Here is a 19,854-nt window from a genome sequence, read left to right on the forward strand (position 1 = left end):
ACTAGTTACAATTTTCCAATTTCTTTCCAAGTGACAAGTTTAATGTTGTTTTCTTCTAACAATTTTTTTGCTTTTTCGCTGGTGAAAAAATCAAAATCACCTTGACGCCATTTGCCATGCCAGTGGTCAAATCGTGTAGTGATTGCCTTCATTTCCTCATCATCATAAGCCACATGAATCAACAAAACATTTACCCCAGGCTGTAACTCGTTCATTACATTGGTATAGTATTCAGGCAATCCTATTGAGTCATAAATCTCAGTGCTGGCAATCAAAACATTGTCAATGATCTTTACTTGGTCTAGATTGATCTCTTTAAAAAGCTCTTTGTTGGGAACTACGACCTGTTGAAATAGGCCTTCCACCATCATGGCAGGTATACCGTATTCTTGAGCCAATTTCAAATACGAGACCACAAATTCGGGTCTTCCATAAAATACACAGCCCATATGAGAATCCAAGTGGGTGGGTTGAATCCCAATAGCTAGTGCGGCATCTATTTGTGCACGAATTTCTTTTTCTACTTCCTCCGGACTTGCATTTTGAGCTACCGCAGCACAGTCAAAATGAAAATACCCATCCTTACCTACTAATCCAGGAACTGCATTTTTACCACTCAGCGGACCCCATCGGTAATTAAACCACTCATCTGTCAAGGTGATGTGTACTCCAATGTCCAAGCCGGGCATATCCTTGATCAGTTCTGCTACTTCTGTTGCCCAAGGGCTTGGCATCATGATGCTGGTGGAATTCACTATGCCTTTTTTCATGGCCTCTATGGTGGCGATGTTTTCAGAATGTGCCAAACCAATATCATCGGCATGAATGATGAGTAATTTGTCTTCGGCGCTATAGCCTAGTTTCTCAGCCAAATTGCGCTGTTGTGCATTGACTTGAAATATAATAAAGGCTAGAATGAATGTGGATAACTTTTTCATAGGTTAGGTTATTGGATTTTAGAAATAAGCGCTAATTTTTTTCAATTTAGCTAAAAGTATGGGTAAACTGCATTTGGGTCATCGGGTATTTAACCATTGATTGTATTCATACTATGATTGTTTATTTGAATAATTGGGCAAAAGAAAAAGGGAGCGAAACGCCCCCTTAATTGTCAATAAAATTTTACTCCCAACCCCAAGCTGGGCCAGGGCTATCTACTTCTTTACTCAGATCAAACTTGACTGAGAAATACCTGTCACTCCCGATTCTTCTAAGGTTATAAGTAAACGACTCTTCATCTACCGTAATCCACCACACATTGTTTGCGGCATAGGGAATCAGGTCTGTAGTTTCCTGATCAGCAGGGAAAAACTGAATTTTGGCCATTCCTGTGTTAGATGTTATACCACCATATTGGGTAACTTTATCTTCGCTTCCATCTTCGTGCCTATGGTCATGTTTCAGTTTGATCAAGCCATTTTCTTTAGTGAGTACCCAGGTTCGGGATTTGTCATCTCCTACGAAAAAGGGGATGTGGATAAAATCATCTCCACAATCAACCACATGCATGATGAGGGCTTTACCTGAGAATGGATCGTTCTCAGAAGGCGTCATGAGTTCGCCTGCATAAGCTTTTCCACAGTGCTTTTTAAGTGTTTCCCAGAATTCCTCGTTGCCGGGTTTTTCCTGTGCCATGCTGTAAAATGAGCTAAGAACAAAAATAAAGGTTAGGATTTTTTTCATTTAGTATTGTGTATAATCGTTGAAAATAATCGCTAAATAAGCATTTTTCCTGCCTTTTGTGCAAACACTTTTATTTAACAGGTCGTTAATTTTCCAATGAAATACAGAAGAATTATAGTTTGGTTTAGAAATGATTTACGGGTACATGATCATGCGCCCTTATTTTCAGCTTCGGAAAATGGTGCTGAACTTATCCCTGTTTATTGTTTTGACCCTAGGATGTTTTCCAGAGAGAATTTGGGATTCCCAAAGACGGGTCCTCATAGAGCCAAGTTTCTACTGCAGGCTGTGGATAACTTAAGAAGCAAGCTCAGGGAAATTGGGTCTGATTTGATAATCTGCCAAGGAAAGCCAGAGGAAGTTATATATGATTTGGCAGTTGAACTGCAGGCTGATGCCGTGTATTTTTCGGAAGAGGTGACTTCTGAGGAGAAATTTGTAGAGGAAAGCTTAGAAAAAAACCTGTGGAAAAAGGGTGTCAAAACGGAAAGCTTTTGGCAGAGCACATTGTTTCATTTGGAAGATTTGCCGTTTCCCGTTAGCCAAGTTCCTGAAGTTTTCACGCAGTTTAGGAAGGAATGTGAAAAGTATGGAAAGATTAGAAAAACTCTCACTACTCCTGCGAAATTGAGGTTTCCGGATTTGAATAGAAGTTTGGGAGATTTGCCAGATATGAGTACTTATGGTTTGGAGGAGCCGGAGTCTGACCCTCGGACAGTGTTGGTGTTTGAAGGTGGAGAAGAGGCAGGGCTTCGGCGACTTCAGACCTATTTTTGGGAAAATGATTGTTTGAAAGATTACAAACAAACCCGAAATGGGTTGATTGGTGCAGATTATAGTTCCAAGTTCTCTCCTTGGTTGGCTTTAGGCTGCCTAAGTCCACGTTACATTTTCGAAGAAGTAAAACGTTACGAAATTGAGCGGAAAAAGAATCAGTCCACCTATTGGCTGATCTTCGAATTGATCTGGAGGGATTACTTCCGCTTTATTTCCAAAAAGCATGGAGAAAAAATCTTTATGCTTCAGGGGATCAAAAGCCATGTGGATAAGTGGCAGACAGATGAAAAGCTCTTTTGGAAGTGGGCTAATGGTGAGACGGGAATTCCGTTTGTAGATGCCAACATGAGAGAACTCAATGCCACTGGTTTTATGTCCAATAGGGGCCGTCAGAATGTTGCTTCTTTTTTGGTCAATGATCTGGGGATCGATTGGACATGGGGCGCGGCCTATTTTGAAAGTCAGCTGATAGACTATGATGTCTGCAGCAATTGGGGCAACTGGATGTATGTGGCCGGGGTAGGGAATGACCCGAGGGAAAACCGCTATTTCAATATCCTAAGGCAAGCACAAAATTACGACAAAAAAGGAGAGTATGTCAGGATTTGGGTTCCTGAACTATCCTCAGTAGAAGGCTTTGGTGTGCATCATCCTCATGAGTTATCCACAAAGGACCTGAAAGCAAAAGGGGTGAGTTTGGGTGCAAGTTATCCACATCCTATAGTGAAGTTTAAGGCATATCTTTGACAGTTAAAAATCCCGATAAGTAATGTAAAATGTCTTTTAAATGCCGCAGCATTGCCAAACGCTGCGGTTTTTTTATTTATATTTATTTCTTCCTGTCTTGGGGTCACCTTATAATTTTGAAAAATCAATACCGTTTATGAAAAGTAAACTTCAATATCTTCTTTTATTAATTTTTTGTTTTGCCTGTGGAAATGAAGATACAAGTATTCAGCTAGGTAAAATAGAAGCTTTTGCTGAAATGGTCTCCGCAGATCTTAAACACCTTGCTTTGAGCGAACCCATGCCATCCAAAGATGTGGATAAGTTATGGTCTGAGGCCCAGTTAATCGCAGAGAAATATGGAGTGCAGGTTTATAGGGAAGTCGAACTTATTAAAACCTCTTTGTTTCCTTCAGATATTTCTTATGGGAAAGAAGTTTTAATATTTCACAAGGAAAATGGCTTAAGGTCATATTTGGATTTGAAAGAAAACTTCAAAAATTATGATGAAGAGGATGCCGCAAGGAGATTTGGACGTCTTTTGGGTTATCCTGTACATTATATCAATTCCCTTTTGGCGAAAAACACAGCTTTTAGAACGTTACCTGATTTTGGCATTCAGGCAACCAATATTTTCCTATACTATGAAGACTTACCTGCGGCCCAAAAATTCTACCAAGAACTTCTTGGAATGGAGGTGGTTTCGGATTATGAGTTTGCAAAGACACTTAGGGTTTCAGAGGATTCCTTTATCACTTTGGTTGATGCTGCTGTTGGTCGTCACAAATTAGATGAACCCAAAACAGTTGCTATAGCCTTATTGACAGACCAATTACCTGAATGGTATGCTTATCTACAAGAGAGTCAAGTTCCCATCAAATATGAATACAAGCCTAAGGAAAACAATGCCCATGATGGCTTTGTGGCAGTGGATCCGGAAGGGTACCTCTTGGAATTTGAAACCTTCAAGCAGCATCCCGAAAATGAAAAACTCATGCCTCAAATTCAGAAGTTTTCTGCCTTGCCCACAGTGTCGGATGACGTTGCGGCCGGATTGGGTTTTTATGGGGCAGTTACTTGGCTTTACTACGAAGATTTACAGGAGGCGGAGCTTTTTTATGAGGAAAAAATAGGTTTGCCACTCATCGTCGACCAAGGCTGGGCCAAGGTGTATCAAGCCTCACAGACAGGATACATAGGTCTGGTAGATGAAAGGCGTGGGATGCACAATTTCACGGAAAAAAAAGGAGCTAGTGTGGCATTCATAGTGGAAGACTTGGAAGGTTGGTATAACTATGTGCAACAACATTCCCCCTTGCCTTTAGAAAGAGAAATGTACGTTGGAAATGAAGAAAGGTACAAAGCCTTTGTTGGGTTAGATCCGGGAAAGTATTTTTTGGAGTTTAATAGTTATTTGGAGCACTCTGATAATAAGCGCTTATTTGAGATATTAGAAAGCAATAAATAATCCTGTGGGGAAAATTGACGGTTAAAAGGCATAAGTTTGGGGAATATTTTCCTCGAAGTAGGCCTCATTACTCCTTTGAGTGTTTGCACAATTATTGTTTTACTTGAGTATTCAATAAGAGTGAGTTATGTCATTAGATAAGATTTTCAAAGATCCAGCAAAGGTATGTGCCTATTTTTTAGCGATAATCGGGTTCTTTTTTCTTGGGAAAGGGTTGATAGCTTCTAAAGGTGTTTTGGCACCAGTGGTAGTCGCTTTGATTTTGGCGATGTTATCTGTACCAGTAGCCCGAAAACTAGAATCCTGGAATTTTCCCAGAATCTGGTCTACTGTTACTGTGCTTCTGCTCAATTTGATAGTAATCATAGGCGTGTCGGCATTGATTTCCTTCCAAGTGCGCAATTTTTTGGATGAATCGGATGATCTCAAAAAAGAATTCTACCCAACATTAGTTTCTATTGAGGAATTCGTGCTGAAACATACACCGATTGACAGGGGAAGTATGGAATCATACAAAGAAGATTTTGGGATTGAGGAAGATAATGGAGAAGATTCGGAAGAAAAACCAGATGGAGAAGAAGTCAAAGAAAATCAAAAAGGTGCAATAGAGGTTTTGGGAGCTACTTTCGGCTTTATAGCTGACTTCATCTTGATGTTTGTATACTTGTTCCTCATACTCTTGTATCGACGAAAATTCTTTAAGTTCGCACTCTTACTTTTCCCTGACGATAAACGAGAGAGGTATAGAAAACCGATTTTGAAATCCACCAAACTGGTGCAGTATTATTTAGGAGGAAGGTTGACCTTAATGGTACTTTTGGTTGGTTTGTATGCTACCGGCTTATGGATTTCAGGGGTTGAGAATTTTATATTGGCAAGTCTGATTGGTGCTGTCCTTTCTATTATTCCATTTATTGGAAATATGGGGGCTTATGTGATAGCACTCATTTTAGGAGTGGGTTCCGGAGGTGAGACAGACATGATTATAGGGATTACCATCACATTTTTGATTGTTCAGTTTCTGGACACTTATGTCTTTCAGCCAATTATATTCAGCAATAAGCTCAACATCAATCCCTTCTTTGTGATTTTATCAGTATTGATAGGGAATGCCATTTGGGGAATTATCGGAATGGTGATTGCAATACCTGTTTTTGCCATAATTACTGTTTTCTGCAGGAACATTCCAGAATTACAGGCTTTCGGTTATCTCTTTGGCAATGAAGAAAAAACAATGAAGAAAGCGGGTTCAGAAAAGTAATGAAAGATACTGAGGCGTCACTCTGAGATTTTAACATTGGAAAAATTGTTCAGAAAAGATAATTGCGTCTGTTGCTGCGTCATCCTGAGTTTTTAAAATTTGGCATTTACAGAAAGGGAATGACAGTTTGGTCCGCGTCATGCTGAACGGAGCTTTCGGAGTTGAAGCATCTCCTACCTTACAGCTTATGAGACCCCCTGAATCCCGATATCCCGATATCCCGATATTTATCGGGACGGGACGGGACGGGACGGGGCAGGCTTTCCTCCGTTGGGGTGATGAGCCCCATGTTTATGTCAAAAAGCTTTTAGACAAGATCTAAAAATTGTCTAATCACCCTCAAACTTTCTTTTTCAGCCTCAAACATACCCATATGGCCCACGCCATTGAGTTCATGATAAATGTCCGTAAAGTCTTTATGTAGTCTACTGCTTTCTAATGGTACTGCCATATCCAATTCTCCTGCAATCATCAGTTTTGGATTGGAAAAAGTTTTCCACAATTCCATGCGATCTTTCCTGTCTCTCATGGCCGCCGTATAAGCAATAGCCGCTTGACTTGATGTCTTTTTACCTGCTTGGATCAATTCCTGAATAACTCCAGATTCCGCTTCTCTATGTTGTTCTGAAAACAATGAGGGCACGAAGGAATCCAAAAACTTATCCACACCGTGTTTTTTCAAGAAAGTAATGGTCTTGTTTCGTACTTTCTGTTTTTCCTCTGTATCAGGCAAAGCCGTAGAGTGGAAAAGCCCAATACCTCTTAATGAAGACCCAATCAATTCTGCCAAGGCCAAAGTTACATACCCTCCAAGAGAATGTCCGATGACGACAGGGTGGTGGATGCTTTGTTCTTCCATCCATTCACTGAGCCAGACTGCAACTGTTTCCAGGTTTAACTCCTCTGTTGGCAAAGGACTGTCGCCAAATCCGGGCATGTCTGGGCAAAAAACTGTAAAGGATGTGGATAAGTCTTTTGAAAAAGTTTTCCACATTTCTTTTGTTTCACAAAAGCCATGAAGTAAAATAATGGGTCTACCTGTTCCTTCTTTGGTGAATGAGATCATGGGTTGAATATAAAAAAAGCCTTGCTGAATTAAAGCAAGGCTTCTACTAAAATATCTTCGTCAAGTGCTTCCCAATGAATTCCCTCTCCGTTTCCAATTAACCTGTATTGGCTTAATTCCTCAAAGCTGGCAAGTTTTAGTTTTTTGAACCATTCAAGGGGAATACCTATTTCCCGTTCATCATCTAACAACACATAAAATTTAGTCTGATCAAACCAAACTTTTTTTGCTAGTGGAGACTTATGAATTGTGGAAATATTCATACCAAGAACTTTTAAGCGTATCTAAATTTTATTCAATTAATATACTTATTTTTTTCAACTCTCTTGCATTGAAACCATTTGATTTTACGAGCTGTATAGGTACAAGGTTAAATTTTGCAGTCGAATCCCCGCACTCTACATGAATATGAATTGGTTCATGATCATTGGAGTAAAAGAAGAATCTAAACCCCAATATTCGCAACACAGTTGGCACTTTTAAACATCTTTTACTTTTACCTCAGCCATTGCCCTTACAGCATCAGCAATACCTTCAGGATCAAATCCACACTCACGATGCAGCTCTATTTGCTCACCATGTTCTACCACTGTGTCAGGGATTCCAAGTCTTTTTACCTGTGAAGTGTAACCATTGTCAGACATCCATTCTACTACAGCTGAACCAAAACCTCCCATTAAGGAGCCATCTTCTACAGTAATGACTTTTTTGAATTTGCCAAAGACCTCATGCAATAATTCTTCATCGAGAGGCTTCACAAATCTCATATCATAGTGTGCAGGATTCAATCTTTCTTTCTCAAGTTGGCTGCAAGCTGTTACGGCATAATTACCAATATGCCCAATAGTCAAGATGGCTACTTCTTCACCTTCTTTTATTACCCTTCCTTGACCAATTGGAATTTCACGCATTTCAGTTCTCCATTCAGGCATTACGCCTTGGCCACGTGGATATCTAATAGAGAAAGGACCTTCAAATTTAGTAGCAGTGTACATCAGGTTTCTTAATTCTTCTTCGTCCATAGGTGCTGATACCACCATATTGGGGATACACCTGAAGAAGGCCAAATCGTATGCTCCATGATGTGTAGGTCCATCAGCTCCTGCAAAACCCGCTCTATCCAGACAGAATACAACTTGCAAGTTTTGCAAAGCCACGTCATGAATGACTTGGTCATACGCCCTTTGCATAAATGAACTGTAAATATTACAGAACGGAATCATTCCCTGTGTAGCCAATCCAGCAGAAAAAGTAACTGCATGTTGTTCTGCAATACCCACATCAAATGCCCTGTCCGGCATTTCTTTCATCATGATGTTCAATGATGAGCCGGAAGGCATAGCAGGAGTAATGCCCATAATTTTATCATTTTCCTTAGCCAACTCCACTAGGGTATGGCCAAATACATCCTGATATTTTGGTGCCTGAGGTTTGGTTGGAGCTTTTTTATATATCTCTCCTGTTACTTTATCAAATAGCCCTGGAGCATGCCAGGTTGTTTTATTTCCATTTTCTGCAGGAGCGTATCCTTTCCCTTTGACAGTCACACAGTGGAGGATTTTTGGACCTGGAATATCTCGCAAGTCAGCAAGAACTTCTACCAAGTGGTTGACGTCGTGTCCATCTACCGGACCAAAATAACGAAGGTTGAGTGATTCAAAAAGATTGCTTTGCTTCAATACAGCAGATTTGATAGCACCTTCTACTTTGGATATGATTTCTTGTGCAGAAGAACCGAATTTGCTGAATTTGCCGAGCAAGTTCCAAACTTCGTCTTTTGCTTTGTTATATGTATGTGAGGTGGTAATGTCTGTAAGATAATCTTTAAGAGCCCCGACATTAGGATCTATTGACATACAATTGTCATTGAGTATGATTATCATATTGGTATCTGACACACCCGCATGATTCATAGCTTCAAATGCCATTCCACCGGTCATTGATCCGTCACCGATTACGGCTACATGTTGCTTCTTTTTATCACCCTTGTATTTTGATGCCATCGCCATACCTAAGGCAGCAGAGATGGAAGTACTGGAGTGCCCAACTCCAAAAGTGTCATACTCACTTTCTTTTCTTTTAGGAAATCCTGAAAGACCGCCGTAGAGTCTGTTGGTATGAAACTTACTTTTTCGACCTGTTAGAATCTTGTGACCATACGCTTGATGTCCAACATCCCATACCAATTGATCTTCAGGAGTATTAAGTACATAGTGAAGGGCTACAGTGAGTTCCACCACTCCCAAGCTGGCACCAAAATGCCCTCCATAGACCGATACATTATCTACAATGAATTGTCTAAGTTCATCACAAATCTGTACTAATTGATCTTTGGAGAATCTTTTCAGATCGTCAGGGCTATCGATCTGGGATAGAAGTTTACCAGGTTGAATTATCATCAGCGATACGTTACATTTTTAAAATTAATAAACATCATGTGATGTCAATTGTTTGAAAAAGATCTTGAATAGACTAAGGTCTTCCTTAATGACTCTTTTGTCTATCAAATGCTTAATTTAGTATTATTTGGATATCTTTGATCCAATAACCGTGCAAAATTAATAGAAAATAAATAGTAACCAGTGAGTTTCGAAATCAAATTACCACTTTTCGAAGGTCCATTTGACCTGATGCTCTTTTTTATTGAAAGGGATGAACTGGATATTTACGACATTCCTATTTCCAAAATCACCCAGGATTTCCTTGATTACATCCTTCAGTTGGAGAAAATGGAGATCGAAGTGGCCAGTGAGTTTATCCTATTTGCTGCTACTCTGATGAAAATTAAATCCAAGATGTTGATTCCTAGACCTGAGCTGGATGAAAATGGAGAAGAAATAGATCCTAGGGAGGAGTTGATCAGGCATTTGTTGGAATATAAAAAATACAAGTCGGTGATTGGGGACTTGGCTGCTTTGGAAGAAAGCCGCTTGGCAAAAGTGAAAAGGGGCAACATTGTGGCAGAACTCAAATCCATGAACAAGGCGGACGATGTAGATGCTGAAATGCAAGACCTCGATTTATATAAATTATTGAAGGTGTTTCAAAGGGTCATGTCAAAATATGCTGCAAGAACAGATGAAACCACACACACAGTGATTCAGTACCCATATACGATCGAGCAGCAAAAAGATTTTGTCATGGAGCGGATTTCATTTCGGCCAAGAATACCGTTTTCGGAATTTGTGGAATACAAACCCGATAAGATTTTTGTGATCTATACTTTTTTGGCAATTTTGGAACTTCTACAATTGTCAAAGGTTACAATTACCATAGGCGAGGGGTTTAATAACTTTTGGGTGGAAAAGACAGAACAGGTGGCTACGGAGTAGTGTATGAAGTTAGACAATAAGAAGATTTTCGAAACACTTAACCCCAATAAGGTGTGGGTGCCAATACTTATAGGATTGGTCATTGTGTTTTTGATGTTTTATTTAGATCCCAATGTCAATGCAAAAACGCTAAGAGGAGTTTTTGATGCCTCAGCTTGGGGTATTGCCTTGGCTATTTTTGTGATTTTGTGTAGAGATGCGGGATACATTTATCGTATCAGAAAGATTACAGGTAATCGTCTTACTTGGATCCGTGCCATTTATGTGATTATTCTTTGGGAATTTGCCTCCGCAGTCACGCCTTCTATAGTAGGAGGGACAGCTGTTGCAATTTTTATACTCAATAAGGAAGGCATCAAATTGGGCAAGTCCATCGCTTTTGTGATGGTTACCGCAATTTTGGACAACCTGTTCTTCGTCATTGGTGCTCCTATCATTTTGTTTTTTGCCCAAGGAAATATTTTTCCTGCCAGCAGGGTAATGGAGATGAAATTAGGAAGGAGCCTGGAAGTTTTATTTTGGACTAGTTACGCACTTTATGCTGTTTATTCACTGATAATGGCTTTGGCACTTTTTTACAGGCCAAGGGTGTTTAAGTGGGTTTTGTTAAAAATCTATTCCATTAAGTGGCTTCAAAAATGGAAGCACTCAGCCAATGAATATGGCAATCAAATCATCGAGGCTTCCAAAGAGCTGAGGGGCAAAAAATTGAACTATTGGGTGCCGATCATCGTCGCCACAATCTTTATTTGGAGTTCCAGGTACTTAATGCTCAACGCCTTGATCGGGGCCTATGAGGTACTGACCTTTAATGAACACATCATTATTTTTGCCAGACAAGTGATCATGTGGATTGTAATGATGATTTCTCCTACACCCGGGAGCAGTGGAACGGCTGAGTTTTTCTTTGCACAGTTCTTCACTGAATTTCTTGCTGGCTACACCTTTGTTACCAGTATCCTGTGGAGGTTGTTGTCGTATTATCCATACCTCCTTTTAGGAGCCATATTCCTGCCTAGGTGGATCAAGCAGGTTTTTTTCAATAAGAAGGAAAGCAACGAGTAATTGCTTAATTTAAAGCTATGATGCAAGCGCTTACAGCAGGGCAAATTGCGGAACTGACAGGAGGAAGTCTTTGGCTGGGGAGTAGCAGTCATGGTCTTGTCAATGCAATCGTGATTGACTCTAGAAATATTCTCAGTCCAGTAAATTCCTTATTTGTCGCACTCAAAGGCGCTAAGTTTGATGGGCATGAATTTATCGAGGAGGTTTACCAACAAGGACTTAGGTGTTTTTTGGTAAGTCCTAGTTTTGACAGGAGTCCATATTCTGAGGGTACTTTTGTTGTCGTAGAGGATACCCACAAAGCCCTACAGGACTTAGCAGCCTACCAAAGAAAGCTTTTTCTGGGGCCGCTGATTGCCATTACAGGAAGTAATGGCAAAACCATTGTGAAAGAATGGTTGGGGCAAGTATTGGGATTACATTTCTCTGTAGCCAAAAGTCCGAAAAGCTATAACTCTCAAGTCGGTGTGCCACTTTCTGTTTTCGGGATTGAACAACATCATCAGGTAGCAATCATGGAAGCAGGGATCTCCAAAGTAGGGGAAATGGCAAATTTGGAAAAAATACTACAACCTCAATTGGGAGTTTTTACAAATATTGGCACAGCCCATGAAGAAGGTTTTGGTTCAGAAATGCAAAAGCTTGAAGAGAAGATGAGCCTTTTTGCAAACTGTAGTTTTATCATCTACAGAAAGGATCAACAAAGAGTAGCAGGTTTATTTGAAAAACAATGCTCTGCAGAAAGGCTTATATCATGGTCAGACTCTCCGGGAGCAGATTTTACCTTTACAGTAAAAAAGGAGAGCGGTAGATCTAAAATCCTAATGATGCGCTCTGATTTGAGCGTTTATACTTTTTGGGTGCCATTTGTGGATGAGGCTTCTCTGGAAAACATAAGACACGTCATTACAGCGGCATTAAGCTTGGGCATGGAAAACGCTGCCGTGCAGAAAGGACTTGACCACCTTAAGGCTGTTGATATGAGGCTCACACTGAAGCCTGGAATCAACCAATGTCTTCTCATAGATGATACTTACAACAATGACTTGGCTGGCTTGAAGTTGGCCTTGGACTTTATGGCTGCTCAGCGTCCAAAGAACAGGAAAATTTTGATTCTTTCAGACCTTTTGCAAGTAGGTGAAAAGGAAAGGGTGTATGAGGAAATCGGTCAATTATGCAGTTATTATCAGATAGACTATTTGATAGGAGTGGGGAATGAGATACACATGGTGCAGAAGACTTTCAATGGAAGCACCTTATTTTTTTCTGGTACCAAAGAGCTTGTAAGCCAATTGGAAAGTGATTTTTTCAACAATGATCTTGTGTTGATTACTGGGGCGAGAAGTTTTGGCTTTGAAGAGATTGTAATCCGGTTGCAACAAAGAGTGCATGGCACTACACTGGAGATCAACCTCAATGCTTTGACACATAATTATAATTTCTATAAAAGTAAGCTCAAGGCTGATACCAGAGTAATGGTCATGGTCAAAGCTTTTGCCTATGGAGGAGGAGCGGCAGAAATTGCCAATCACTTACAGCAGTTAAAGGCGGATTATCTGGCAGTAGCATATACAGATGAGGGCATATCCTTAAGAGAAGAAGGGATCAATCTGCCTGTGATGGTGCTTAACCCGGTTCAGGAGAGTTTTCTTCATATGGTCAAAAATAACCTCGAACCCGTAGTGTACAGTGCTGCCTTTTTTAGGCAGCTTGGAATTTATTGCCAGCAAAATGAGCACAGGCTCAAGATTCACCTTGATTTGGATACAGGTATGCATCGCTTGGGTTTTGAAGAAAGTGAAATTGAAGGATTGATAAATTTGCTCCATGAATTTCCTCAGTTAGAGGTTGCCAGTATTTACACGCACCTGGCTGGTGCAGATGAAGAGATTCACGGCGAATACACCCTCCATCAACTTGAGCAATTTACAAAAATGGCTAAAGATATTACCCGAACGCTGGACTATAAACCTATCATCCATGCCTTGAACTCGGCGGGTATTTCCCGCTATCCCAATCATCAATTTGATATGGTGAGGTTGGGGATAGGGCTCTATGGAGTGGAAGTCTCGGGAATCTATGAGGGGAAGCTCAAACCTGTGAGCACACTGAAAACCACCATTTCCCAAATCAAATATTTATCCAAAGGTCAGACCATAGGCTATAGTCGAAAAGGGATCATGGAGAAAGACGGTAAAATTGCAACCATAGCGATAGGGTATGCAGATGGTTTTGATAGAAGATTCAGCAATGGAATTGGTTATGTGATGGTAAATGGAAAACAAGCCAAAGTCATTGGGAATGTCTGTATGGATATGACCATGGTAGATGTATCGGATATAGAAGCCAAACAAGGTGATGAAGTGATTATCTACGGGCCTGAGATTTCACTGAAGGACCTATCACAAAGAATTGGCACCATTCCTTACGAGTTATTAACCAATATTTCTTCCCGTGTCAAACGGGTATATTATTTGGATTAAACCAAAATAGCTGTTTAGAAAAGGCTATTTCATGAACATCCTTATCTTTGCTCTTTCATTTTATTTGTGCAGTTACTATGTTACTTGTCAATACCATTCGCGATCGTTTTGAGATAGTCTTAGAAGGATTACAAAAGCGTAATTTTCCACATGCAGAGGCTACTTTGCATCAGGTCCTAGAGCTAGACAAAAGCCGCAAGGAAACCCAAACGCAGAGAGACACCCTTCAATCTGAGGCCAATTCCATTTCCAAGGAGATAGGCATGCTGATGCGTGAAGGAAAAAAAGAAGAAGCTGAAAAAATCAAGTCCCGCACTTCTGAGATCAAGGATCAGGTAAAATCTTTGGAGGAGGCTTATAATAATTATGAAGAAGACCTCAAGCAGCTTCTTTATTCAATTCCAAATGTGCCCCATACTTCTGTACCTTCCGGGAAGTCAGCTGATGACAATGAAATAATCCTAGAGCACGGGGAGTTTCCAGTACTTCCGGAAGGAAGTCAGCCGCATTGGGAGCTTATTAAACAATACGATATTATAGATTTTGACCTGGGAGTAAAGATTACAGGTGCAGGTTTTCCCATATACAAAGGAAGAGGTGCCAAGCTACAGAGGGCATTGGTCAATTTCTTTTTAGATGAAGCCTCTAAGGCAGGTTATTATGAAGTGCAGCCACCGATTTTGGTTAATGAAGATTCTGGATATGGTACTGGACAGTTACCTGACAAAGAGGGGCAAATGTATGAAGCCACTGCAGACAAGCTTTACCTGATTCCAACAGCGGAAGTGCCGATTACCAACATGTACAGAGATGTGATTTTGGATGAAAAGGATTTTCCAATCAAAAATGTTGGCTTTTCACCTTGCTTCCGAAGAGAAGCGGGTTCTTGGGGAGCACATGTTCGGGGATTGAATAGACTTCACCAATTTGATAAGGTAGAAATAGTGCATATCTCACATCCTGATAAGTCCTATGAGGCCTTGGAAGAGATGAGTAATTATGTTCAGGGTTTACTGGTGAAACTTGGATTGCCTTTCAGGGTGCTGAGGCTTTGTGGAGGAGATATGGGTTTCACTTCAGCACTCACCTATGATATGGAAGTATATTCTGCAGCTCAGGAAAGGTGGCTTGAGGTAAGTTCTGTGAGTAATTTCGAAACTTATCAAGCCAACAGGCTTAAGTTGAGGTTTAAAGGAGAAGATAAAAAGACACAGTTGGCACATACCTTAAATGGTTCGGCATTGGCTTTACCAAGGATAGTGGCAGCCATTTTAGAAAACAACCAAACAGAGGAAGGTATAAGGATGCCAGAAGTTTTGGTGCCATATCTTGGTTTCGACTTATTATAACATGAATTAAGGGCCTTTCACGGCCTTTTTTTATACAAACAAATCAAACAGAAATGACCCCGAATAAAACTTTAGCAACAGTCGTGTCCTTGTTCCTCCTCGGAGCATGCGCACAAGAACAAAAATTTGAAAAAATCGAAGTGACTTACCCGGAAACAAGAAAAAGTGACCACATGGACACCTATTGGGGAGAGCAAGTGGCAGATCCTTACAGGTGGATGGAAGATGATTATGCAGAAGAAACCAAAGCTTGGGTCACTGCCCAAAATGAGGTCACTTTTGGATATCTTGAACAAATTCCATTTAGAGAAGCAATCAGAAAAAGGCTTGAAGAGGTGTGGAACTATGAAAAGGTATCTGCTCCAAGGACTCAAGGTGATTACCAATACTATTACAGAAATGATGGATTGCAAAATCAAGCTGTGATGTATAGAAGACCTGTAGCTGGGGGGGATGAGGAAGTTTTCCTCGATCCAAACAAACTTTCGGACGACGGAACCACCTCTTTGGCAGGTGCAGCATTTACTGAAGACGGGAAGTTGTTTGCCTATGCAGTGTCAGTGGCTGGGTCGGATTGGCGGGATATTTATGTCATGGATACTGAAAGCAAGGAGCTGTTGGAGGACAAAATTCTGGATGCCAAGTTTACAGGAATAGCTTGGAAGGACAAAGAAGGCTTTTTTTACAGCACCTATGACAAACCGGATGGTTCCAAGCTATCTGCTCTGACCAATAACCACAAGTTGTATTACCACAAATTAGGTACTTCTCAGTCAGAAGATAAATTGGTCTTTGGTGATGATGCCAACCCAAGGAGGTATGTTGGAGCTTCAGTTAGTGAGGATGGGAAAATTTTGGCCATAACGGCAGCGAATTCAACGACTGGAAATGAATTGTATATCCAGGAATTAGGCAAAGCAAATGCCCCAATTGTCAAGGTAGTGGACAACATGGAAAGCAACAATTACTTGGTGGATCATGAGGAAGGGGAGCTTTTGATTTTTACAAATAAAAATGCCCCAAACAATCGTTTGGTGAAAACTCTATTGGAGCAACCGAAACCTGAAAATTGGACAGATGTCATTCGAGAAGAGGAGAGTGTGTTGAGTATTTCCACGGGAGGTGGTAAACTTTTTGCCTCATACCTCAAAGATGCCATCACAGAAGTAAGGCAATTGGATTATGAAGGAAATGTAGAGAGGGTTGTTGATTTGCCAGGAGTAGGTACTGCTGGTGGTTTTGGAGCCAAAAGAGACGAGTCTGATTTGTATTACAGCTTTACATCTTATATCACGCCAGGAACCATATATAAATATGATATCGAAAGTGGCGAAAGTACACTTTTCAATAAACCTGATATTCAGTTTGATCCTGAAAAATTTGAAAGCCATCAGGTTTTCTACAAATCCAAAGACGGTACTGAAATTCCCATGATCATTACCCATAAAAAGGGACTGAAAAAAGACGGTAAAAATCCCACTATCCTTTATGGTTATGGAGGTTTTAGCGTGAGTTTGACACCTTCCTTCAGCATCGCCAATACGGTTTGGTTGGAAAATGGTGGAGTATATGCTGTGCCTAACCTGAGGGGTGGAGGTGAGTATGGAGAAAATTGGCATTTGGCTGGGACAAAAGAGCAAAAGCAGAATGTGTTTGATGATTTTATTGCAGCGGGTGAATACCTGATCAATGAAGGATACACCACTTCGGATTACCTTGCCTTGAGGGGTGGAAGCAATGGAGGTTTGTTAGTCGGTGCTGTCATGACCCAAAGACCTGATTTGGCCAAAGTGGCTTTTCCAGCAGTAGGGGTATTGGACATGTTGAGGTACCATCAGTTTACCGCCGGTGCCGGTTGGGCCTATGACTATGGTACGGCTGATGATAGCGAAGAAATGTACAGGTATTTGCGCGGTTATTCACCTTTGCACAGTCTGAAGCCTGCTTCTTATCCTGCTACTTTGGTGACTACGGCTGATCATGATGACAGGGTGGTTCCTGCACATTCATTTAAGTTTGCCCAGACACTACAGGACATGCAGGAAGGCGATGCTCCTGTGCTTATCAGGATAGAGACCAATGCAGGACATGGAGCTGGAAAGCCAACATCCATGCAGATACAGGAGATTGCAGATATTTATGCATTTGGACTATATAACATGGGCATGACTTTCCCAAGAAAATAAGGTATTGATCAAGAAACAGGTCAGCGGTATAGCTGACCTGTTCTGTTAAATCATAATAAATATGAGAGTTACATTTCTCCTTATCGGATGCTTATTTCTGACTTTTACCGAAGTTTTTGCTCAAAGTGAAAATGATGATAAAAAGGCAATCGCCGAGACCATCCAATTCTACTTTGAGGGGATGATGGAAAGGGATAAGGCTAAATTAGATAAAGCTTTTGACCCTTCGGCCAGATTGATAGGGTATAGAGGGGAAAATTTTACAGTGACACCCTACGAAGAATGGGCCTTAGGAACTGATTCTGGGACACAGAAAAGAGATCCCAAGGATTTTGAAAATAGACTTTTGGACATTGACATCAAGGGTTATACTGCTATTGCCAAAACCGAACTCTTCTGGCCTGGAATTTATTACTATGATTTTTTGACCCTGATCAAGGTTGATGGTAATTGGAAAATTGTCCATAAGACATGGTACGAGGAAAAGAGGTGAAAAAAGGCCTGTTTTTGGTAGGCCTTTTATTATAGAAATAGAACGGGAGATTAATTCAATTTTCCTTCTGTATCGTTGAAATTTCCTGTAATAGTGACATTGTTTCCTTTGCGGACTTCGCCATAGATTGTAATAGAATTCCCTTCGCCTACAAACTCAATTGTGGCTCCAGAGTTGAGGTTTAAGTCTCCATAAAATACAACCGAACCATGAACTCGAAACACAGCACCGCTATTGATGCTTAGGGTGTTATTTTTTCTGTATTGGCCAAAAGCAAAAGATCCGTTCATCTCAAACAGTCCTCCAGAATTTAAATTCAAGCTATTTTCTACAGACATAGAGCCACAGTATACCAAATCACCTCCAATATTTACATTTTTGAAAGCATTGGATCCTGAGATAGCCATGGATTGGTTACTATTCACATTGAGGTTTTGATTACCAGTATATTTTGAAGTGCCCTCACATGAGATAGAGTTGTCAGTTGGAGCGTCTTCTTCTTTTGCCAGGTTCAAAATCTGAAGTCCGCCAGCACCATTTGCTACAAAAAGGTGGTTCTTTTTGATTTTTACAAAGTTTGAAGATCCTGATAAAGAGATGATACCGAGCTTTTCAATATTTGAAAGGTCATTCAAATCAGCAATACTGACACCTGCACCACCATTTGCCATTAATAGTAAGTTTTGATCATATGAAACTGCATTGGTAACTATGTCTTGGGAGAGTACACCCTCTGGGTTGATAGGGATCTCTATTTTTTCTACCAAATCCCCTGATGGTAATCTGTATATACCAGCACCGTTGAGGCCTTCCGATACAAATAGAAGCTCATTGCCCATATCCATTGTTCTTTTTGACTCAGGGATGTCTTCTGGGATAGCTATTCTACCGATACTATTTAATGTTTGAGGATTTAATAAATATATGCCTTCTCTGCCACTTAGAGCGGCCAATAAGTTGTTTCCGTACTTTGCAGCCCGCAAGTCAGGAATAGATAATTCGGTTTCCAGTTGCATGCTGCTATTGAAAAGCCCAATCAAGCCGTTTGCGCCAGAAGCTACAGCTGTATGTGTGTCCGTGTTGGTGACATCTGTAGCGGCATATCCTTCAATATTTGATTTTCTGAATTCAGAAGTGAAGTTACCTCCGCTAACATTTACGGCAAGGAATTGAGCTGCGGTGGAAACGCTGTTGTCTCTGTCAATGTCATATGCGGCTGCGATGTATAATATTCCGGCTTTGTATGATAAAGAGTTTATGTCTGCTGTTTTAAAAATTGCCTGAGCTGTAATTTGTGGTTTTAGGGGATTGGCAATGTTATAAATTTCAATTGCACCATAAAAACCAGGACCTTCTTTATTGTAACTGACATAAGCAAATTCGCCCTCAAGATCAATATGGGTAGCTTTTAAGATCTTTCCATCATAAGTAGGAGGTTCAACCTGAGAAACCAACATTAGAGGCAGTTTTCCTGCAGGTGCTTCCAATATTCTATTGTTGACAAATGCGGGATCAATTACATCTACCACACCTGCTCCATCTAGGCTAATTCTAGCATTTAAAGCCTGGGTGTCGGTAGAAATCACAATATTTTGGTCAGAAATATTTGGGGATTCCCCTTCTGGCTGACATCCTATAGCTGCAAAAATGACAGCTATTCCTAATAGAATTTTTTTCATAACTTTTTTGTGGGTTTAAAATGCAATAAAGGTGATTTAAAATAAAATATAGATATACTTTATTAAATGAAAATAAAATTCTGAATAAAAGCAAAAATATTAATTAATATACTAATTATTCAATTAATTGTATATTCAAAAAAATGTATTTTTATCACAAAAAACCATTTATGAAATTATATGAAGGTGATAATATCAAGTTTGTATGTTTAAAAAAGCCAAGAGGGTAATGTAAATTTAAGTACAAATCAAAACTTAACATTAAACCTCAAGGCTCATGAAAACT

At 40.3% G+C, this 19,854-nt stretch carries 16 protein-coding genes; 9 read left to right on the forward strand and 7 right to left on the reverse strand.

What is annotated here, in order from left to right; genetic code table 11:
- Positions 1 to 5: 5 nt before the first annotated feature.
- Positions 6 to 938 (reverse strand): polysaccharide deacetylase family protein, encoded by a 933-nt coding sequence (locus CLW00_RS05525; protein WP_106132641.1) that lies wholly within the window; start codon positions 936 to 938, stop codon positions 6 to 8.
- 184 nt (positions 939 to 1,122) lie between these two features.
- Positions 1,123 to 1,683, reverse strand: a complete 561-nt coding sequence (locus CLW00_RS05530) for a hypothetical protein (protein ID WP_106132642.1) — start codon at positions 1,681 to 1,683, stop codon at positions 1,123 to 1,125.
- A 96-nt stretch (positions 1,684 to 1,779) separates the two neighbouring features.
- Here CLW00_RS05530 and CLW00_RS05535 point away from each other — a divergent pair, with 96 nt between their 5' ends.
- The 3 genes from CLW00_RS05535 to CLW00_RS05545 all read left to right on the forward strand — a co-directional run bounded on the left by CLW00_RS05535 (position 1,780) and on the right by CLW00_RS05545 (position 5,915).
- The gene (locus tag CLW00_RS05535) at positions 1,780 to 3,207 is read left to right on the forward strand and encodes a DASH family cryptochrome (RefSeq protein ID WP_106132643.1); all 1,428 of its coding nucleotides are present in this window, start codon (positions 1,780 to 1,782) and stop codon (positions 3,205 to 3,207) included.
- A 136-nt stretch (positions 3,208 to 3,343) separates the two neighbouring features.
- A complete protein-coding gene (locus tag CLW00_RS05540) occupies positions 3,344 to 4,654 on the forward strand; it encodes a VOC family protein (protein WP_106132644.1) in 1,311 nt (436 codons plus the stop codon).
- 127 nt (positions 4,655 to 4,781) lie between these two features.
- A complete protein-coding gene (locus CLW00_RS05545) occupies positions 4,782 to 5,915 on the forward strand; it encodes an AI-2E family transporter (RefSeq protein ID WP_106132645.1) in 1,134 nt (377 codons plus the stop codon).
- Between the two features lie 307 nt (positions 5,916 to 6,222).
- Here the strand turns inward: CLW00_RS05545 and CLW00_RS05555 are convergent, their stop codons facing one another.
- From CLW00_RS05555 to dxs, 4 genes are read right to left on the reverse strand one after another with little or no spacing between them, the layout of a single operon-like run.
- The gene (locus CLW00_RS05555; protein ID WP_106132647.1) at positions 6,223 to 6,981 is read right to left on the reverse strand and encodes an alpha/beta fold hydrolase; all 759 of its coding nucleotides are present in this window, start codon (positions 6,979 to 6,981) and stop codon (positions 6,223 to 6,225) included.
- Positions 6,982 to 7,010: 29 nt separating this feature from the next.
- Positions 7,011 to 7,244, reverse strand: coding sequence for a DUF2442 domain-containing protein (locus CLW00_RS05560; RefSeq protein WP_106132648.1), 234 nt, complete (start codon positions 7,242 to 7,244; stop codon positions 7,011 to 7,013).
- 28 nt (positions 7,245 to 7,272) lie between these two features.
- Positions 7,273 to 7,458: a DUF4160 domain-containing protein gene (locus CLW00_RS05565; protein WP_106132649.1), complete on the reverse strand. Its 186-nt coding sequence runs from the start codon at positions 7,456 to 7,458 to the stop codon at positions 7,273 to 7,275.
- A gap of 2 nt (positions 7,459 to 7,460) precedes the next feature.
- Complete coding sequence (gene dxs, locus CLW00_RS05570; protein WP_106132650.1) at positions 7,461 to 9,380, reverse strand: 1-deoxy-D-xylulose-5-phosphate synthase; 1,920 nt, start codon at positions 9,378 to 9,380, stop codon at positions 7,461 to 7,463.
- 183 nt (positions 9,381 to 9,563) lie between these two features.
- On the opposite strand from dxs, the gene CLW00_RS05575 reads away from it, so the two are divergent.
- From CLW00_RS05575 to CLW00_RS05600, 6 genes are all read left to right on the forward strand, one after another.
- The gene (locus CLW00_RS05575) at positions 9,564 to 10,313 is read left to right on the forward strand and encodes a segregation and condensation protein A (protein WP_106132651.1); all 750 of its coding nucleotides are present in this window, start codon (positions 9,564 to 9,566) and stop codon (positions 10,311 to 10,313) included.
- 3 nt (positions 10,314 to 10,316) lie between these two features.
- The gene (locus tag CLW00_RS05580) at positions 10,317 to 11,378 is read left to right on the forward strand and encodes a lysylphosphatidylglycerol synthase transmembrane domain-containing protein (protein ID WP_106132652.1); all 1,062 of its coding nucleotides are present in this window, start codon (positions 10,317 to 10,319) and stop codon (positions 11,376 to 11,378) included.
- 17 nt (positions 11,379 to 11,395) lie between these two features.
- Positions 11,396 to 13,861: a bifunctional UDP-N-acetylmuramoyl-tripeptide:D-alanyl-D-alanine ligase/alanine racemase gene (locus CLW00_RS05585; RefSeq protein ID WP_106132653.1), complete on the forward strand. Its 2,466-nt coding sequence runs from the start codon at positions 11,396 to 11,398 to the stop codon at positions 13,859 to 13,861.
- 77 nt (positions 13,862 to 13,938) lie between these two features.
- Complete coding sequence (gene serS, locus CLW00_RS05590) at positions 13,939 to 15,210, forward strand: serine--tRNA ligase (RefSeq protein WP_106132654.1); 1,272 nt, start codon at positions 13,939 to 13,941, stop codon at positions 15,208 to 15,210.
- 53 nt (positions 15,211 to 15,263) lie between these two features.
- Positions 15,264 to 17,396: a prolyl oligopeptidase family serine peptidase gene (locus CLW00_RS05595; protein WP_106132655.1), complete on the forward strand. Its 2,133-nt coding sequence runs from the start codon at positions 15,264 to 15,266 to the stop codon at positions 17,394 to 17,396.
- Positions 17,397 to 17,457: 61 nt separating this feature from the next.
- Positions 17,458 to 17,889, forward strand: coding sequence for a nuclear transport factor 2 family protein (locus tag CLW00_RS05600; protein WP_106132656.1), 432 nt, complete (start codon positions 17,458 to 17,460; stop codon positions 17,887 to 17,889).
- A 50-nt stretch (positions 17,890 to 17,939) separates the two neighbouring features.
- On the opposite strand, the gene CLW00_RS05605 is transcribed toward CLW00_RS05600, so the two are convergent.
- Positions 17,940 to 19,568 (reverse strand): LVIVD repeat-containing protein, encoded by a 1,629-nt coding sequence (locus CLW00_RS05605; protein WP_106132657.1) that lies wholly within the window; start codon positions 19,566 to 19,568, stop codon positions 17,940 to 17,942.
- Between the last annotated feature and the right edge of the window lie 286 nt (positions 19,569 to 19,854).

It is taken from the genome of Mongoliibacter ruber (genome assembly GCF_003003005.1).
Taxonomy (GTDB): Bacteria; Bacteroidota; Bacteroidia; order Cytophagales; family Cyclobacteriaceae; genus Mongoliibacter; species Mongoliibacter ruber.

What these genes read in the sequence shown, in the direction of transcription:
- CLW00_RS05605 (WP_106132657.1), bottom strand. Translation starts at nt 19,568, where the DNA reads ATGAAAAAAATTCTATTAGGAATAGCTGTCATTTTTGCAGCTATAGGA.
- CLW00_RS05600 (WP_106132656.1), top strand. Translation starts at nt 17,458, where the DNA reads ATGAGAGTTACATTTCTCCTTATCGGATGCTTATTTCTGACTTTTACC.
- serS (WP_106132654.1), top strand. Translation starts at nt 13,939, where the DNA reads ATGTTACTTGTCAATACCATTCGCGATCGTTTTGAGATAGTCTTAGAA.
- dxs (WP_106132650.1), bottom strand. Translation starts at nt 9,380, where the DNA reads ATGATAATTCAACCTGGTAAACTTCTATCCCAGATCGATAGCCCTGAC.
- CLW00_RS05555 (WP_106132647.1), bottom strand. Translation starts at nt 6,981, where the DNA reads ATGATCTCATTCACCAAAGAAGGAACAGGTAGACCCATTATTTTACTT.
- CLW00_RS05540 (WP_106132644.1), top strand. Translation starts at nt 3,344, where the DNA reads ATGAAAAGTAAACTTCAATATCTTCTTTTATTAATTTTTTGTTTTGCC.
- CLW00_RS05545 (WP_106132645.1), top strand. Translation starts at nt 4,782, where the DNA reads ATGTCATTAGATAAGATTTTCAAAGATCCAGCAAAGGTATGTGCCTAT.
- CLW00_RS05580 (WP_106132652.1), top strand. Translation starts at nt 10,317, where the DNA reads ATGAAGTTAGACAATAAGAAGATTTTCGAAACACTTAACCCCAATAAG.
- CLW00_RS05530 (WP_106132642.1), bottom strand. Translation starts at nt 1,683, where the DNA reads ATGAAAAAAATCCTAACCTTTATTTTTGTTCTTAGCTCATTTTACAGC.
- CLW00_RS05595 (WP_106132655.1), top strand. Translation starts at nt 15,264, where the DNA reads ATGACCCCGAATAAAACTTTAGCAACAGTCGTGTCCTTGTTCCTCCTC.
- CLW00_RS05535 (WP_106132643.1), top strand. Translation starts at nt 1,780, where the DNA reads ATGAAATACAGAAGAATTATAGTTTGGTTTAGAAATGATTTACGGGTA.
- CLW00_RS05585 (WP_106132653.1), top strand. Translation starts at nt 11,396, where the DNA reads ATGATGCAAGCGCTTACAGCAGGGCAAATTGCGGAACTGACAGGAGGA.
- CLW00_RS05525 (WP_106132641.1), bottom strand. Translation starts at nt 938, where the DNA reads ATGAAAAAGTTATCCACATTCATTCTAGCCTTTATTATATTTCAAGTC.
- CLW00_RS05560 (WP_106132648.1), bottom strand. Translation starts at nt 7,244, where the DNA reads ATGAATATTTCCACAATTCATAAGTCTCCACTAGCAAAAAAAGTTTGG.